Origin of the sequence: Duganella sp. CF517 (genome assembly GCF_900110275.1) — a bacterium.
Taxonomy (GTDB): domain Bacteria; phylum Pseudomonadota; class Gammaproteobacteria; order Burkholderiales; family Burkholderiaceae_D; genus Rugamonas.
The window spans coordinates 391155-408190 of record NZ_FODC01000001.1 but is presented as its reverse complement, the minus strand read 5'-3'; the positions used below and the strand labels follow the sequence as shown (position 1 = coordinate 408190).

The window sequence follows — 17036 nt, the reverse complement described above, 5'->3', positions numbered from 1 at the left end:
CCCGCGAAGGAAGTGGATGTATTTCACTGTGGAAACAGCGCCGCATCACCGTTTGCCGCTCTACAAGACCGTCTTGTGCGTGACCTGCGCCCTGCTGCTGATCGTGAACGGCTTCAGCCTGTTTTACAATTTGCAGGCCCTGCGCGGCGCGCAAGTGCTGCTGGGGCAGAGCGCGCGCGTGGCCGACCGCCTGCAATACCTCAACGTGCTGGTGCTCGACGCCGAAAGCAGCATGCGCGGCTATTTCCTGTCCGGCAGCGACGCCTATCTGGGGCCGACCCGCACCGCGCTGGTCGACAGCGAACATGAATTCAAGGAACTGCAAAAGCTGCTGGCCGATAATCCGACCCAGCTCAAAAATCTGACCCAGTTGCAAACCCTGGTGCGCCGCCGCCTGACCACCGTCAGCCAGGCGATCGACGTCTACCGCGAAGGCGGGCTGGACGAAATCGTCAAGATCGCCAAACTGAGCGACGGACGCGGCAGCATGGACGAGATCCGCCTGCAGGTCGTCATCATGGAGCAGGAGCAGAACGAAACCATGGCCACGCGCAGCGCCATGTTCTATCAGGAATATCAAAAGGCGGTGTTGCTCGGCATGAGCATCAACGCCGTCGCCATCGTGGTGCTGATCATGTTCTACCAGCTGGTGCGGCGCAGCTTCGCCAACCGGGCCCAGGTCGAGCACGCGCTGCAGGCCGCCAACGAAACATTGGAAACCCAGGTCGAGCAGCGGACCGAGCAGCTATCCGTGCTGTCGCGCCACCTGATCAGTATCAGCGAGGAGGAGAAGGTCCGGCTCTCGCGCGAGCTGCACGACGAGATGGGCGCCTTCCTGACGTCGATCAGCATGGACATCGCGGCCGTCACCCACCAGTTGCAAAAGAACCAGCCTGAGCTGGCCGCCCAGCTCAAGCGCGCGCGCGGCACCTTGATGGAGGCGGTGGAAATGAAGCGCCGCATCGTCGAGAATCTCCGGCCGAGCCTGCTGGATAACCTCGGCCTGTGCGCCGCCATCGAAAGTTATTGCGACGAATTCAGCCGCATGGCGCAGGTGCGCTGCGATTGCGACGTCGCCGCCGATATCGAGGCGCTGGGCCGCGACTCCGGCGACCTGTCGATCGCCCTGTTCCGCATCGTGCAGGAATCGCTGACGAATATCCGCAAGTACGCCAAGGCCAGCCGCGTGACGGTCACCTTGAACCGCAATCAGGAAGCATTGATGCTGCGCATTATCGACGACGGCATCGGCATCGACGCCAACAACATCGTCAAGCCGATGTCGCACGGCCTGCTGGGCATGCGCGAGCGCGCCTTGCTGCTGGGCGGGACGATGACGATACGCCGCGGACGCAACGATACGGGCACCTGTATCGAGGTCGCCATTCCGCTGCGCAAGAGTGATGGTGGGGTGACGCCGAGTCCGGCGGCGCCGGCGCCGGGACAGGAGCGCCGCATGCAGCCGCAGACGGTCGACGCGATGATGACGGCGGCCGCGCCAGCGCCGGCACCTTTGCCGCCGCTGCCCAGTTCCATCACCGACGTGCTTAACAGCGTGCTACATCAACCAGAAGACGATCATATTCGGTCTTCGCCACCTTATAGCACTCACCCGCATAATCCTCCAAGCCTGAGCGATCAAGCACGGTGATGTTGCCACGGCGGTAGGTGATCAAGCCTTCCTCCTGCAACTTGCCGGCGGCGGCGGTGATGCTCTCGCGGCGCACGCCCAGCATGATTGAAATCATTTCCTGCGTCACTTTCAGTTCGTTCGATGGCGAGCGGTCCAGGCGGTCCAGCAGCCAGCGGCACAGCTTTTGTTCGATCGAGCTGTGGCGGCCGCCGACGGCGTTTTGCGCCATCTGCGCGAACAGCGCGGTGTTGTAGCGCATCAGCAGCGCCGGCAGGGCGCCGCCCTGGTTGAAGGCGTCGCGCAAGTGCTGGGCCTTCATGCGGTAGCCGTAACCGGCGGCCTGCACCACGGCGCTGCACATGGCGCGCTCGCCGTCGAACAGCGACACGCCGACCACGCCTTCGTGGCCGACCACGGCGATCTCGGTGGTGGCGCCGTCTTCCATCACGTACAGCAGCGACACGATGGCGGTGGTGGGGAAATGGACGTAATCCATCGCGCCGCCGAATTCAAACAGTTCTTTGCCAAAGGGCAGGGTGACGAGTTCGAGGTGTTCGAACAGCGACTCGAGCACGTCACGTGGAAGCGCGGCCAGCAGTTCGTTTTGCTGGGTGCCGCTGTAGCTGACAACAGGCCGCGACGCAACCTTAAACTCTTTCGTATCGACCGCCATGGTGGATGCGGTGGATTTCTCGGTTGCGTTGACTTGGGTGTTGTTCATATTTTCCTCACTAATCTCTGGCTATACAAATCACGTCGGGGGTAATCTGACGTGCTGGTAGCACTTTATGGGGAATGTTAGTTTGCGAACATAAGAGGAGCGGTCGCACAAATGTAGGCTTGCAACATGGTTGGTTGTAGGTTTGCTCCTACACAACGGCTATGTTTCTGTTCATCGGCGGTGCATAATGCACAAATCCCAGTCGAAGGGCGCACAACATGCATGTACTTGTAGTGGAGGACGACACGGTCCTCGCCGACGGCCTGAGCCGTGTGTTGGGCGGCCACGGCATGGTGGTCGAAGTGGTCGGCGACGGCGCCCAGGCCGACGCGCTGCTGCAGCGTGCCGCCCAGGCCGAAGTGATCGTGCTCGACATCGGCCTGCCGGGCATCGACGGCTTCGAGGTGGTGCGCCGGCTGCGCGCGCGCGGCAGCCAGGTGCCGGTGCTGTTGCTGACGGCGCGCGACGCCATCGAGGACCGCGTGCGCGGGCTGGAGCTGGGCGCGGACGACTACCTGGTCAAGCCGTTCGCCACCGCCGAGCTGGTCGCGCGGATCAAGGCGCTGGCGCGGCGCAACGCGCCCAAGCCGACGGTGCTGGCGTTGGGCGAGCTGGCGCTGGACCTGTCGGCCAAGCGGGCGCGGGTGCGCGACAAGAGCGTCGAGCTGTCGGTGCGGGAGTGGGCGGTGCTCGAATACCTGTTGCAGCACGGCGCGCGGGTGGTGTCCAAGCAGCAGATCATCGAAGCCATCCTGCCGTGGGGCGACGACCTGACCTTGAACGCGGTCGAGGTCTACATCTCGCGGCTGCGGCTGAAGATCGCCGATGCCGGCGTCTCGATCCGCACCATCCGTGGTTTCGGCTACATGCTGGAACTGGCGCCGGCGCGGGGGGCGGATGACTAGCATCAGGCTGCGCCTGCTCAAAACACTGATCGTACCCATCCTGTTGATCAACTTGGCGGGCGGGGCGCTGGCCTACATGCTGGCGTGGCTGCCGGCGCGGATCGCCGTCGACCACAGCCAGCCCGGGGTATCGGCGCGGGCCGGCGCTGCCGCGGGTCCGGCGGCGGGGCCGGCCGCCGCCGACCGGGCGCCGGACAAGCATGTGCAGATGCGGCACGCCGTGGTGCGCGGCCTGGTGCTGCTGGAAGTATTGATCGCGCTCGCCTGCATCGGCTTGATCTGGTTCTCGGTCAGCAACGGACTGCGGCCGCTGAACCGCCTGCGCGCCGGCCTCAACGCGCGCGACGGCGACGACCTCGCGCCGATCGCCATCGCCGACGTGCCGTATGAACTGGAGCCGGTGGTCTCGGCCCTCAACGGCCTGCTGGACAAGGTGGGCGACGGCGCCCGGGCGCGGCAGGACTTCCTGGCCAACGTCGCGCACCAGCTGCGCACGCCGCTGGCGGGGCTCAAGACGCAGCTTGAATGGCTGGGCGCGCGCCACGCCGAGCCGGACACGGCGCACTCGGTCAAGCTGATGTTGTCGGCCACCGAGCGCATGATCCGGCAAACCAACCAGCTGCTGGCGCTGGCCCGCGCCGAACCGAACCATTTCGAAAAGACGCGGCTGGAAGCGGTGGCGTTGAACCAGCTGGTGGAGGACGCGATTCAATCCTTCGTCGACCAGGCCACGGGCAAGGGGATCGACATCGGTTTCGCTTTGCGGCCGGTGGAGATCATCGGCGACCGTTTCCTGCTGCGCGACCTGATCGACAACCTGATCGACAACGCGATCCGCTACACGCCGGCGGGCGGCGCGGTGACGGTCGCATGCCGGGCGGACGAGGGCGGCGGCGTGCTGACGGTCGTGGACAGCGGCCCCGGCATCCCGGCGGCCAAGCGCGAGCAAGTGTTCAGCCGCTACGTGCGGCTCGACGACAAAACCCATGGTAGCGGCCTCGGCTTGGCAATCGTGCGCGACATCGCCGTCGTCCACGGCGCCACGTTAAGCATCGGCGACGGCGCCGGCGGCCGGGGCGCGGTCTTCACCGTCCGCTTCCCCAATAGCAACTCCGCGGTCGTTGACTCCAACTCCGGGGGCAAGTCTAACAATTCCACATAAGTTCGGCCGTAGACGATCGTCGGACGCCCTGTGGAGTCCAGTTCGTGCAGCGATGTGAGCCTTGCCCCCGGGGTAGGGGTTGCGGGTAGGGGATGCGGGTAGGGGTTGCGGTTTACCGCCGGGTTCGCTTAGCAATGGCGGAGCTGACGTCGGATGTGTTGTTTGTCAGGAGTTTGTCAGCATTTCCTCAGGGAAATGCAAGCTAGCGCGCGTAGACTGGTTCCAGCAGATAACATCCTCGGAGCCGGCCATGAACAAACGTCTACAACGCGGTTTTACGCTGATCGAGGTCATGGTCACCGTCGCCATCGTCGGCATCCTGCTGGCCGTGGCCATCCCCGCCTACAGCGATTACGTCGTGCGCGGCCGCTTGAGCGAGGCTTTCACCGCCCTCGGCGGCGCCCAGCCGGCCGCCGAACAATATTGGTCGAACAACCGCACCTACGTCGGCTTCGGCGCCGCCAACACCTTTCCGGCCAGTACCCCTTACTTCACCTACGCGCTCAGCGGTGAGTCGGCCTCGACCTACACGCTGACCGCGACCGGCGCCGGCAAGATGAGCGGCTTCGTCTACACCATCGACCAGAACGGCACTCACGCCACCACCGGCAGTCCCGCCGGCTGGGGCGTCAACGCCTCCTGCTGGGTCGACCACAAGGGTGGCGCATGCACCAATTGACGCCTCCGTCCCGGCGCGGCCGGCGACGCCAACGCGGCGTCACGCTGGTCGAGCTGCTGGTGACGATCAGCATTTTCGGCATCATGCTGGCGATCGGCATTCCCAACGCCAGCCGCTGGCTGCTGGCCAACCGCGCGCGCGGCGCCAGCGAGTTCTATGCCGACGGCTTCAGCCTGGCGCGCCGCCAGGCCGTCGCCCATAACGCCTTCAGCCGCATTTCGCTGACGCCCAACGTCAATACCGGCCAGATGGATTGGCAGGTCGACATTTGCTTCGTCAGCCAGGCCGCCCAGTGCACCGACGCCCAGGGCGCCTGGTCGACCACCGACGCGCCGTCGGCCAGCGACCCGGAAGGCGCCGCCGGCTGGAAGTCGGTGTTCCGCGCCGCCGACGCGCTGCCGCCGGCCGAGATCCTGCAGCCGACCACGCAACCGGCCGGCAGCAGCCAGGTGTACTACACGCCGCTCGGCTGGGTCGATCCGCTGATCGCCAACCGCCTCGCCAGCCTGCGGCTCGATCCGTCCACGGCGTTCGCCGACGCGGTGCAGCCGGTGGCGCTGGTGGTGACGCTGGCGGGCATGGCCACGAAGTGCAATCCCACCTTGCCCGGCACCGATAGCCGGGGTTGCCCGCCATGAAAACCACGCGCCGCCAGGACGGCATCGCGCTGCTGGAGGCGATGCTGGCCATCGTGATCCTGGGCATCGGGCTGCTGGGCACGATCGGCCTGCAGGCGCGCGCCTATTCCGCGCTGTCGGACGCCGGCATGCGCGCCGAGGCCACCATCGCCGCCGAGAAGCTGCTCGGCGTGATGACGGCCGACATGGCCAACCTGGCGGACTACAACCTGGCCGAGAACGGCACGCCGGGCGCGGCCATCGCGCCGTGGGTGGCGCAGACGCGCGCGGCGATCCCCGGCGCCATCGTCTCGGTGAACGTGAACCGCCAGGCGTTCCAGACCCAGGTCGATATCGCGATCCGTTGGCGGCGCAAGGCCAACACCGAGCAGAACCGGCACCTGCTCACTTCCTATATCGCGAACTGACATGGGCGCCCATCCTTCCCGCCGCCACGCCATCCGCGCCGCCCGGCGCCGTCACGGCGGTGGATTTTCGCTGGTCGAGCTGATGGTCAGCGTGGTGATCGGCCTGCTGGCGCTGGTGTTCGCCACGCGCCTGGTCGTCAGCGGCGAACAGAACAAGGATGCCGCCGTCGGCGGCTCCGACTCCATGCAGAATGGCATGCTGGCGCTGTTCTCCGTCAGCGGCGACGCCGCCGACGCCGGCTGGGGCTTGAACGATACGATGCTGTCCGGCTGCGATACCGTGTTCTCCGACGTCAACGGCTACCAGCTGGCGGCCGATCAGCGCGGCGGCGCCGCGATCACGCCGCTGGCGCCGGTCGTGATCCAGGCCAACGGCGCCGGCAGCGACGTGGTGTCGTTCTACAGCGGCACCTCGCAGGCCGCCGTCGGCTCGACCAAACTGCTGACCAACTATGTCCCCGGCGAGAGCACACTGACCGTCGACAGCCGCACGCCCTACGACTTCAATGTCGGCGACGTGCTGGTGGTGGCGCCGATGGTGCCCGGTTCGCGGCCTTGCACGCTGTTCCAGTTGTCCGGCTTCGGCATCGGCATCAACGCCAACCAGTTGCAGGTCGCCAGCGGCATCGATTTCCCGTTCAATCCGCAGACCGGCCTGAGCACCGCGTATCCGCTCAACGTCAGCTATGTCTACAACCTGGGCAGCGCCGCGCGGCTGCATTTCCATACCTGGTCGGTCGACAACGGCATCCTGCTGCTGCGCTCGACCGACATGCCCGGTTCGGCGCAGCGGGGCGCCTCCGTGATCGACAACGTGGTGTCGCTCAAGGCGCAGTACGGCTTCGACAACCGCGCGCTGGCGGCCTACGACCCGAATACGCCCGGCAACAGCTCGGTGCCGGTGTCGACCGCCAGCGGCATGCGCATCGGTGTGTGGAGTTCGACCATGATCGACGCCGACAACGATGGCGTCGTCGGCGGCGCCGGCGACTACCAGCGCATCGGTTCGGTGCGGCTGGCGGTGGTGGCGCGCAGCAAAAGCGCCGAGAAGCCCAACAGCGCCGGCCAGTGCGGCGCCACCACCGTGCAGCCGACCGTGTTCGCCGGCAACGCGCCGGCGACGGTCGCGGCCGCGCCGGTGCGGGTGAACGTGGCGGTGGACGGCGACAGCGTCGACTGGAAGTGCTATCGCTACCGCGTGTTCGAGACCATCGTGCCGATCCGCAACGCCCAATGGAGGCCATGATGGCGACGGTACCATCCACATTGCCGCCGGCGCCATGCCGCCTGCGCCGCCATCGGCATGGACGCGGCCGCCGCCGGCCGCAGCGCGGCATCGCCTTGCCGGTCATGCTGATCATGCTGGCGGTGATGCTGGTGAGCAGCATCTACCTGCTCAAGTCGAGCACGTCGACGACGATGACCGCCGCCAACCTGGCCTACGACTCGGCGTTGAGCAAGTCGGCCGACGCCGGCCTGCACGCCGGCTTCGCCTATCTGCGCTCGGTGGCGAACCGTTCCGATCTGCTGGTCAACCAGCCGGCGCAGGGCTATGTGGCGACCCTGACACCGACCTGGACCGTCAGCAACGCCGCCTTCTGGCTGGGCGCGACCACGTTGCCGGCCAATCCGGTCACCGGCGACCAGGTCCAGTACGTGATCCACCGCATGTGCACCTTTGCCGGGCCGTACAACAGCAACAACAACCGCTGCCGGACGACGTCGGCGCGGCCCAACAGCCAGGCGCCGCAACCGTTCGGCACGTCGCTGGCGCTGGGCGGGCCGAAATTCCTGCAACAGCCGCAGCTCCACTATGTGGTCACGGCGCGCATCAACGGCGCGCGCGGCGCCAACGTGGTCACGCAGGCCGTGGTCTTGAAGGGGCCGTAACTATGAACAAGCGCATGGACAAGCACACCTCGCTGGCGCGCATCGGCGCCGGCGTCACGCTGGCGCCGGCACTGGCACTGGCGCTGGCGTTGGCGCCATCCACGGCCGGCGCCGCCGCCACCCAGATCGCCCAGGTGCCGCTGTTGAATATCACCGGCACCGGCACCGTCAAGCCCAACCTGATGCTGCTGTTCGATAACTCCGGCTCGATGGAACAGACCTACACGCCGGATTACGTCAACGACAGCCTGTGCCGCAGCGGCGCCACCTTGCAGGCCGGCACCACCGTCTGCACGGTCGGCCATCCGCCGTTCATGAGTCCCGACTTCAACAAGCAGTACTACAACCCGGCGATACGCTATCTGGTGCCGATCAGGGCCGACGGCAGCTTCTATCCGGAGCAGAACCGGGCCGCCACCGTCGACTGGACTTCGGTCAGCGGCGACGGTTTCGGCGCCAGCAAGCGCGACCTGGCCGGCGCCGCCGTCACCGCCAACCTCAACCTGGTGACCGGGTTCCCGGACCTGCGCTGGTGCGCCGGCGGCACCTGCCGCGCCAACACCTCCAGCTACACCTATCCGGACGCGACCTACCAGACCGCCAGCGCGGTCACCACCGGTCCGTATTACTACACCATCGGCGTCGGCCAGTTCTGCACCGACGAGACGATGAAGGTGTGCCAGTCGACCGCCGTCGGGGCCACCGCGCCGGCCGGCTATCCGGTGCCGGTCAAGGTGCGCTGGTGCAGCGACCGGCTGTTGACGCAGTGCCAGGGCAAGCGCGTCGGCAGCTTCATCTATCCCAGCTACTCGGCGCCGGCCGGGGCGGTGGCCGCCTATGGCACCATCGCCATCGGCGCCTCGGCCACGGCGACCTCGATGACCATCACCGGCGTCACGCTGACCGACGCCGGCGGCGTCCAGACCGGCCTGACCAACGCCACCATCACCGCCGCCGCCGGCACCAACACGGCCACCAAGCAGCAGGCGCTGGCCAGCGCGCTGGCCGCCAACATCATCGCCACCACCAACCCGACGCAGAAACAGATGTTTGCCTGCGTGCGCACGCCCACCAGCCAGTCGAACGTGCCCGCTTGCAGCGTGTTCGGCATCACCCTGGCGTCCGACAACATCGTCGCCGTGGTGCCGGTGAACTGCGCCAGCACGCCGAAGACCGTGGCCGGCTGCGTCGCCGTCAGCGACAACAGCCGCGCCGGCTGGGGCCTGTCCGTGACCGCGCCGCAGGCGGTGGTGTCGGCGATGGTGCCGGCCAAGTCGGTGATCACGTTCGCCGGCACCAATACCGCCAGCGGCACCGGCCAGAACGCCATCCTGCGCAACCTGTCGCTGGGGACGACGGTGCTGGTCGGCGGCAGCAGCGGCGGCAATCCGCCTTACCTGAACATGGGCCGCAACCGCAGCCCGAGCTATGTGGCAAGCGCGCTGGCCAGCGATATCGGCGTGTCCGGCGCCATCCGCGCCTATCTGGGCGGCCACGCGCTGTGCCCGGGCCTGGCCAACACCAGCGTATGCCTGCTCGATTATGGCGCCACGTCGAACGCCGCCGCGATCAGCAATTTCACCATGGACAACCAGGGCGGCGTGACGTGGACGCGCGGCGCCACCGGCGGCTACCAGGCCGCCGTCAACGACGGCATTCCGACGTCGACGGCGGCCATTTCGGCCGGCTCGAGCGCGCCCAATCCGTTCGTGCGCGTCGACATCGTCAGCGGCCGGACCTATCCGAAGGGCGCCGAGCGCGTCGATTGCGCCGGCGCCAGCTGCAGCTACGACGAGGAGATGACCAATTTCGCCAACTGGTACGTCTACTACAAGAGCCGCCTGCAAATGATGAAGACCTCGGTCGGCCTGGCCTTCGCGGCCATCACCGGCAACTACAAGGTCGGCTACGTCAAACTGTCGAACGCCGGCTCCGGCCTGGCGATCGACCAGAAACCGGCCGACTTCACCGGCACCGCCCGCACCAACTGGTACAACAATTTATACACCACCACCACCTCGGGCTCGACGCCGATCCGCACCGCGATGGACAACGTCGGCAGCATGTTCGGCAACCTGGCCCCCTACAACTACGGCACGGGCCAGGAGGTGGTGCAATATCCCTGCCAGCAGAACTTCCTGATCCTGACCACCGACGGCTACTGGAACGGCAGCACCACCAACAACGTGGTCAACAACGACAACCTGGAAAACCCGGCCCGTTTCTGCACCCAGGCGCGCGGCTGCGTCGATGGCCGGGCGCAGGGGCAGCCGTCGATCGCCGACGTCGCGCTGCACTGGTACAACGGTGGTTCGAGCACCACCACGGTGTCGCTGCGCCCGGCGCTGGAGCCGGACATGACGCGCCCCGGCTCGGTGCCGGCCGGCCCCGGCGAGAACACCCACCTGCACATGAACACCTACACATTGGGCCTGGGCGTGGACGGCGTGATGACCTACGAGCGCAACTACGACACCGCCGCCCGGCCCGGGGGCGACTTCTACAACCTGGTCACCGGCGCCACCAGCGGCTGCCCGTGGAACGGCAACGGCGCCTACGTGTGGCCCGATCCGGCCACCGCCAGCACCGCCAACACGGTGCAGGAGCGGGTCGACGACTTGTGGCACGCGGCCATCAACGGCCACGGCAAGTACTTCAGCGCGCAGGAGCCGAAGGAGGTCATCAGCGGCCTGAGCGAGGCGCTGTCGAACATGCAGGTGCGCAGCGGCGCGGCGGCGGCGGCCGCGACGTCGACGCCGAACATCACCCGCACCGACAACGATATCTTCTCCGACACGTTCACCACCGTGAAATGGTACGGCGAGCTGTCCAACCAGAAAATCGACAGCACCACCGGCGATGTCATCCAGACGCCGGTCTGGAGCACCAACAAGACGCTCGGCAAACGCGTCGCCGGCGGCACCGATACGCGCCGCATCTATATGATGAATCCGGCGGGGGCGCCCGGCGGCGACCTGCTCGATTTCCGCTTCGCCAATATGAGCGGCATCACCGCCGGCTGGTTCAGCAACAAATGCGCGGCGCTGTCGCAGTGCACCTTGCTGTCGGCCGCCGACCGCGCCATCGTCAACGACGGCGGCAACCTGGTCAACTGGCTGCGCGGCCAGCAGCAGCACGCCGACGACAACCTGTTCCGCGCCTATTCGATGACGCCGGACGAGCCGAGCGGCGCCTCGACGCCGATCCCGATCGTGCTTGGCGATATCGCCTCGTCCAAGCCGGCCTTCGTGCGCGCGCCGCTGGGCGAATATCCGGACATCGACTACGACGCCTACAAGGACAAGTACGGCAATCCCGACAGCCCGAGCTACCGCGCCGGCACCGTGTACACCGCCGCCAACGATGGCATGCTGCACGCGTTCAACGCCCAAAATGGCGAGGAGGTGTGGGCCTACGTGCCGCGCATCACGATGAAAAAGCTGCACGCGCAGGCCAGCACCACCTACGGCACCAACCACCAGTACACCACCGACGGCTCGCCGGAGGTGGCCGACGTCAAGGTCGACACGCCTTCCGGCAAGCAGTGGCGCACCATCCTGGTGGCCGGCCTGAACGGCGGCGGCCGCGGCTACTACGCGCTCGACGTCACCGACAGCGGCGGCGCGCCCAAGCAGCTGTGGGAGTTCTGCGCCGATCCGGCCGTGTGCGCGCTCAACGACCCCGATTTGGGGCTGACCTTCGGCAATCCGCAGTTCGGCACCTTGGCCGACGGCCGCTGGGTGGTGTTCGTCACCTCCGGCTACAACAACATCACCGGCACGGACGGCGTCAGCGGCGGCGACGGCAAGGGCTACCTGTACATCCTGGACGCCTACACCGGCCAGTTGTTGAAAAAGGTGGGCACCAATTCCGGCGACGCCGTCACGCCGTCGGGGCTGGCCAGGATCACCGCCATTTCCGACGATCCGAGCTCGGACCCGAAGGCGACCTTCATCTATGGCGGCGACAACCAGGGCCAGATGTGGCGCTTCGACCTGACGGCCGCCAGCGGCGCGGTGTCGGTGATCAAGATGGGCGACGCCGGCGTCAACAAGCCGATCACCACCCGTCCCGACGTCACGATGTGCGGCGTGCAGACCACCGCCACCACCGGCGGCGTGACCACCACCAGCACGCAGGGCGTGCGGGTGGTGCTGTTCGGCACCGGGCGCCTGCTCGATATCCCGGACACGTCCAGCACCGCGATCCAGAGCCTGTACCTGCTCAAGGACAGCGGCGTGCCAATCGGTAACGTGCGCGGCGGGACGATGGTGCAGCAGACACTCAGCCTGCTCGGTTCGAGCAGCAACACCAACAGCTACGCGATCACCAGCAACCCGGTCGACCTGTCGCAGAAGGATGGCTGGTTCTTCGACTGGTCGGCCGTGCCCGGCGAGCGCATGAACCTGGACCCGCAGATCGTCAGCGGGGTGGCCAACGTGGTGACCAACCTGCCGACGTCCTCGTCGTCGTGCTCGGTGGGCGGCTCGAGCAACCTGTACCAGGTCAATGTCTGCAACGGCCACGCGATCGGCACGCAGCCGGCCGGCATCACCTTGTCGAGCACGTCGGCGGCGGTCGGGTTCATCATCGTGCGCCTGCCCAGCGGCCAGCTCAAGCTGATCTCCACGCTGGCCGACGGCCGCAAAGTGGTCAACGAGGGGCAGGAGGAGGCCGCCGCCGAGGCGCACCGGGTGGGCTGGCGCCGCGTCCGGGGCGAATAAGCGCCGTGCGCGGCGGGGCGGCGGACGACGATCCGGGGGCGGGGCGGCCCGGCCGGGCCGTGAAACAATTCACACGGCCGAGCCAAGTATCGGTAAAATCGAGGGTTTTGCAGAACCGCCTTAGATCGCGAACAAATGGTCAACGATATCGAAACCGCAATACCCGAAAATAACGACGACGCCGCCCCGGCGGCCAGCGCCAAGACGCCGGCGCTGATCGCGCGCGAAGTGCAGCGCCGCCGCACCTTCGGCATCATTTCCCACCCCGACGCGGGTAAAACCACGCTGACCGAAAAGCTGCTGCTGTTCTCGGGCGCGATCCAGATGGCCGGTACCGTCAAGGCCCGCAAATCGGGCCGCCACGCGACCTCGGACTGGATGGAGATCGAGAAGCAGCGCGGCATTTCGGTCGCCTCGTCGGTGATGCAGTTCGAATTCCGCGACCACGTGGTCAACCTGCTCGACACCCCAGGCCACCAGGACTTCTCGGAAGACACCTACCGCGTGCTGACGGCGGTCGACTCGGCGCTGATGGTGATCGACGCCGCCAAGGGCGTGGAGGCGCAGACCATCAAGCTGCTGGCCGTCTGCCGCATGCGCAACACGCCGATCGTCACCTTCATGAACAAGATGGACCGCGAGACGCGCGATCCGCTCGAATTGCTCGACGAGCTGGAATCGGTGCTCAAGATCCAGTGCGCGCCGGTGACCTGGCCTATCGGCATGGGTAAGAACTTCCGCGGCGTGTACCACCTGCTGAACGACGAGATCATGCTGTTCAAGGCCGGCGAGGAAAAGGCCGACGGCGCCTTCGAGATCATCAAGGGCATCGACAATCCGCGCCTGCAGGAGATGTTCCCGCTGGAGATGGACCAGCTGCGCATGGAAGTGGAGCTGGTCAACGGCGCCTCGCATCCGTTCGACCTGGAGCAGTTCCTGTCGGGCGTGCAGACGCCGGTGTTCTTCGGCTCCGCGATCAACAACTTCGGCGTGCGCGAGATCCTGTCGGCGCTGGTCGACTGGGCGCCGGCGCCGCGCGAGCGCGACGCCACGGTGCGTTCGGTCGATCCGAAGGAGCAGCCGTTCACCGGTTTCGTGTTCAAGATCCAGGCCAATATGGACCCGGCGCACCGCGACCGCATCGCCTTCCTGCGCGTGTGTTCCGGACGTTTCGAGCGCGGCATGAAGGTCAAGCATCTGCGCCTGGGGCGCGAGATCAAGGTGTCGTCGGTGGTGACGTTCATGGCGTCGTCGCGCGAGCAGGTGGAAGAGGCGTACGCCGGCGACATCATCGGCCTGCCGAACCACGGCAACATGCAGATCGGCGACTCGTTCTCCGAAGGCGAGTTGTTGACCTTCACGGGCATTCCGTACTTCGCGCCGGACTTCTTCCGTTCGGTGCGGATTCGTAATCCGCTCAAGATCAAGCAGCTGCACAAGGGTTTGCAGCAGCTGGGCGAGGAGGGCGCGGTGCAGGTGTTCAAGCCGGTGCAGGGCGGCGAGCTGGTACTGGGCGCGGTCGGTGTGCTGCAGTTCGAGGTGGTGGCCAGCCGCCTGCTCAACGAGTACGGTGTCGACGCCGTGTTCGAAGGCACCAGCATCAGCAGCGCGCGCTGGATCTCCAGCGACGACAAGAAGGCGCTGGCCGACTTCGAGAACGCGCTCGGCCACAACGTCGCCTACGACGCCGCCGGCAACATGGCCTATCTGGCCACGTCCAGCGTCAATTTGCGGCTGACCGAGGAGCGCTGGCCGAAGCTGAAGTTCCACGCCACGCGCGAGCACTCGGCCAAGCTGGTTTAATAGTGTTAATGCGCCGCGAGGGCCCGCAATAGCGCGGGCACCTCGCCGCTGATCTCGCGCGCCAGATACCCCAATGGCCCGTGCCGCAGCGACAGCTGCTCCCCGGCCATCGCGTGCAAGGCCACGCCCCACGCGGCGGCCTGCTCCAGCGCCGCCCCGCGCGCCGCCAGGCCCGCGATCAACCCCGCCAGCACATCGCCCGATCCCGAAATCGCCAACCCCGTGTTGCCGCCTTCATGGCGCCAGCGCTTTCCCGACGGGTCGACGATCGTGGTGACCGCGCCCTTGAGCGCCACCACCGCGCGCCAGCCGCCAGCCGCCCGCCGCGCCGCCAGTTCCGGCTGCGCCGCGATATCCTCTTTTTTAGTACCCGTCAGCCCGGCCAGCTCGCCCGCGTGGGGCGTCAGCAGCACCGGACTGTCGAAGCGGAAGCCGTCGCGCACCAGGCACATGGCGCCGGCATCCAATATCAGCGGCGCGTGCGCGCAATGCGGCAGCAACGCCCGCACCAGCGCCGCGCTGGCCGCTTCGTCCTGCATGCCCGGCCCGATCAACACCGCGCTGGCGCGCTCGCACGCCTTGTACAGACTCGCGCAGCCGTCGGCCACCAGCCCGCCGCCGGCCGTCTCGCCCAGGCCGATCACGCGCGCCTCCGGCAGCGCCACGCCCAGCTGCGGCGCCACGCTGGCCGCCGTGGCGATGGTCAGCTTGCCGGCGCCCGCCCGCAGCGCGGCCGTCGCCGCCAGCAGCAAGGCCCCGGGCATCTCGCGCGAGCCGGCGACGATCAGCACATGGCCGCGCACCTCCTTGTCGGCGTCGTGCCCCGGCATCGGCAGCTTCCAGTCGCGCAGCGAGCCGGCGGTGATATCAACGCCCGGATGGTTTTCGCGCGCGCTCATGATTTGGGGGCGGCCGGCATGTCCGGCTGGTGCGTGACCGGCGTGCCGCTGTCTTCCAGCGGCGCGACGAAGTTGGCCTGCACCAGCACCAGCTTGCCGTGCTTGCCGGCCTTGGGGTCGAAACGGTATTCGGTGATGCCGCAATTGGGCACGTCCCCCATGCGGTCGATCGCCAGGATGCCTTCCTCGTCGAGCCGCTCGAGCAGGTAGCGGAAGCAGTTGACGATCACCTGGTGGGCGACGATCAGCACCCGCTCGCCCCGGTATTCGCGGCTGATGGTGTCGAGCGTGCTGCGCAGGCGCAGGATGACGTCGCACCAGCTTTCGCCGCCGGGCGGACGGAAATAGAATTTGCCCACGTGCTGGCGCTGCTCGGCCAGCTCCGGGTATTTGTCATGAATGCCCAACGGCGTCAGGCGGTCGAGGATGCCGAATTCCTTCTCGCGCAGGCGCTCGTCGGCCACCACGGTGCTCAGGGTCTCGCGGCCCAGTTGATCGAGCACCGCGCTGGCCGTGGCGCGCGCGCGGACGTACGGCGAAAACAGCACCACCGTCGGCTGGCCGTCGGGGCCGAGCGCGCGGAACCAGCCGCCCAGCGCCTGCGCCTGGCGCTCGCCCAATGGCGATAGCGGCACGTCGACGTCGCGCTCGGCGATGTCGATCAAGAACTGCGACGCGGCTTCCGCGGCGTCGCGCGCGACATTGCCGGCGCTTTGGCCGTGCCGCACCAGCCAGATTTGGTCGGGCCATTTTTGTTCGCGTTCCATCACTTGCCTCCGTCAAGATCGAGTTCGATCCACACCGGCGCGTGGTCGCTGGGTTTTTCGCGCCCGCGCACGTCGCGGTCGACCTCCGCCGCCTTCAGCGACGGCGCCAGGTCCGGGCTGAGCAGCAGGTGGTCGATGCGCAGGCCGGCGTTGCGCCCATAGGCGTTGCGGAAGTAATCCCAGAACGTGTAGATCGTTTCGCCCGGATGCATGGTGCGCAGCGCGTCGGTCCACCCCTGCGCCTGCAGCCGGTGGAACGCTTCGCGCACCTCGGGGCGGAACAGCGCGTCGTCGCCCCAGCGTTCCGGCTTGTAGACATCGAGCTCGGTGGGCATGACGTTGAAGTCGCCGGCCAGCACGGTCGGCGCGCCGCTGTCGAGCAGGCGCGCCGAATGCGTGATGAGGCGCTCGAACCATTGCAGCTTGTAGTCGAATTTGGGGCCGGGCGCAGGATTGCCGTTGGGGAGATACAGCCCGGCGATCAGCACGCCGTTGACGACCGCTTCGATGTAGCGGCTTTGCTCGTCCTCCGGATCGCCCGGCAGGCCGCGCCCGACTTCGATCGGTGCCACGCCGCGCGCCAGGATCGCCACCCCGTTCCAGCTTTTCTGCCCGTGCCAGACGGCCTGGTAGCCGGCGTCGTTGAGCGCCGCCTCGGGGAATTTTTCCTGCGGCGCTTTGAGCTCCTGCAGGCAGACGGCGTCCGGCTGCGTCTCCTGCAGCCATTGGAGCAGTGCCGGCAGGCGGCTGCCGATGCCGTTGACGTTGAAGGTGGCGATGCGCATGGATCTCCTTGTGATTTGTTTGG

At 67.1% G+C, this 17036-nt stretch carries 14 protein-coding genes; 10 read left to right on the top strand and 4 right to left on the bottom strand.

Going from position 1 to position 17036, the window contains the following annotated elements; genetic code table 11:
• The first annotated feature begins 16 nt into the window (after positions 1 to 16).
• Entirely contained in the window at positions 17 to 1651 is a 1635-nt protein-coding gene (locus BMX85_RS01600) for a CHASE3 domain-containing protein (RefSeq protein WP_090313943.1), read from the top strand.
• Here the strand turns inward: BMX85_RS01600 and BMX85_RS01595 are convergent.
• Positions 1548 to 2354 (bottom strand): Crp/Fnr family transcriptional regulator, encoded by an 807-nt coding sequence (locus BMX85_RS01595; RefSeq protein WP_090313942.1) that lies wholly within the window; start codon positions 2352 to 2354, stop codon positions 1548 to 1550. The two genes, BMX85_RS01600 and BMX85_RS01595, sit on opposite strands and share 104 nt — an antisense overlap.
• 218 nt (positions 2355 to 2572) lie before the next feature.
• Between BMX85_RS01595 and BMX85_RS01590 the strand changes: the two genes are divergently transcribed.
• The 9 genes from BMX85_RS01590 (at position 2573) to BMX85_RS01550 (ending at position 14562) form a co-directional block, all read left to right on the top strand.
• Positions 2573 to 3259 (top strand): response regulator transcription factor, encoded by a 687-nt coding sequence (locus BMX85_RS01590; RefSeq protein ID WP_090313941.1) that lies wholly within the window; start codon positions 2573 to 2575, stop codon positions 3257 to 3259.
• Positions 3252 to 4421: a sensor histidine kinase gene (locus tag BMX85_RS01585; protein ID WP_090313940.1), complete on the top strand. Its 1170-nt coding sequence runs from the start codon at positions 3252 to 3254 to the stop codon at positions 4419 to 4421. The genes BMX85_RS01590 and BMX85_RS01585 overlap by 8 nt, the downstream gene beginning before the upstream one ends.
• A 250-nt stretch (positions 4422 to 4671) precedes the next feature.
• Entirely contained in the window at positions 4672 to 5100 is a 429-nt protein-coding gene (locus tag BMX85_RS01580) for a type IV pilin protein (RefSeq protein WP_090313939.1), read from the top strand.
• Positions 5088 to 5738 (top strand): pilus assembly FimT family protein, encoded by a 651-nt coding sequence (locus tag BMX85_RS01575; protein WP_090313938.1) that lies wholly within the window; start codon positions 5088 to 5090, stop codon positions 5736 to 5738. The genes BMX85_RS01580 and BMX85_RS01575 overlap by 13 nt, the downstream gene beginning before the upstream one ends.
• On the top strand, positions 5735 to 6145 hold the full coding sequence (locus BMX85_RS01570) for a type IV pilus modification PilV family protein (protein ID WP_090313937.1): 411 nt from the start codon (positions 5735 to 5737) through the stop codon (positions 6143 to 6145). The genes BMX85_RS01575 and BMX85_RS01570 overlap by 4 nt, the downstream gene beginning before the upstream one ends.
• Before the next feature lies 1 nt (position 6146).
• A complete protein-coding gene (locus tag BMX85_RS01565; RefSeq protein WP_090313936.1) occupies positions 6147 to 7391 on the top strand; it encodes a PilW family protein in 1245 nt (414 codons plus the stop codon).
• Positions 7388 to 8035 (top strand): pilus assembly PilX family protein, encoded by a 648-nt coding sequence (locus BMX85_RS01560; RefSeq protein WP_229210236.1) that lies wholly within the window; start codon positions 7388 to 7390, stop codon positions 8033 to 8035. The genes BMX85_RS01565 and BMX85_RS01560 overlap by 4 nt, the downstream gene beginning before the upstream one ends.
• Before the next feature lie 2 nt (positions 8036 to 8037).
• Positions 8038 to 12759, top strand: a complete 4722-nt coding sequence (locus BMX85_RS01555; protein WP_229210235.1) for a pilus assembly protein — start codon at positions 8038 to 8040, stop codon at positions 12757 to 12759.
• Positions 12760 to 12894: 135 nt separating this feature from the next.
• Positions 12895 to 14562 (top strand): peptide chain release factor 3, encoded by a 1668-nt coding sequence (locus tag BMX85_RS01550; protein WP_090313935.1) that lies wholly within the window; start codon positions 12895 to 12897, stop codon positions 14560 to 14562.
• A gap of 5 nt (positions 14563 to 14567) precedes the next feature.
• Here BMX85_RS01550 and BMX85_RS01545 read toward each other — a convergent pair whose 3' ends face one another.
• The 3 genes from BMX85_RS01545 to xth are packed head-to-tail and all read right to left on the bottom strand — an operon-like array spanning position 14568 to position 17013.
• Positions 14568 to 15461, bottom strand: a complete 894-nt coding sequence (locus BMX85_RS01545) for an NAD(P)H-hydrate dehydratase (protein WP_090313934.1) — start codon at positions 15459 to 15461, stop codon at positions 14568 to 14570.
• Positions 15458 to 16228 (bottom strand): histidine phosphatase family protein, encoded by a 771-nt coding sequence (locus BMX85_RS01540; protein WP_090313933.1) that lies wholly within the window; start codon positions 16226 to 16228, stop codon positions 15458 to 15460. Before BMX85_RS01540 ends, BMX85_RS01545 begins: the two co-directional genes overlap by 4 nt.
• Positions 16228 to 17013 (bottom strand): exodeoxyribonuclease III, encoded by a 786-nt coding sequence (xth, locus tag BMX85_RS01535; RefSeq protein ID WP_090313932.1) that lies wholly within the window; start codon positions 17011 to 17013, stop codon positions 16228 to 16230. The genes BMX85_RS01540 and xth overlap by 1 nt, the downstream gene beginning before the upstream one ends.
• Positions 17014 to 17036: the final 23 nt, after the last annotated feature.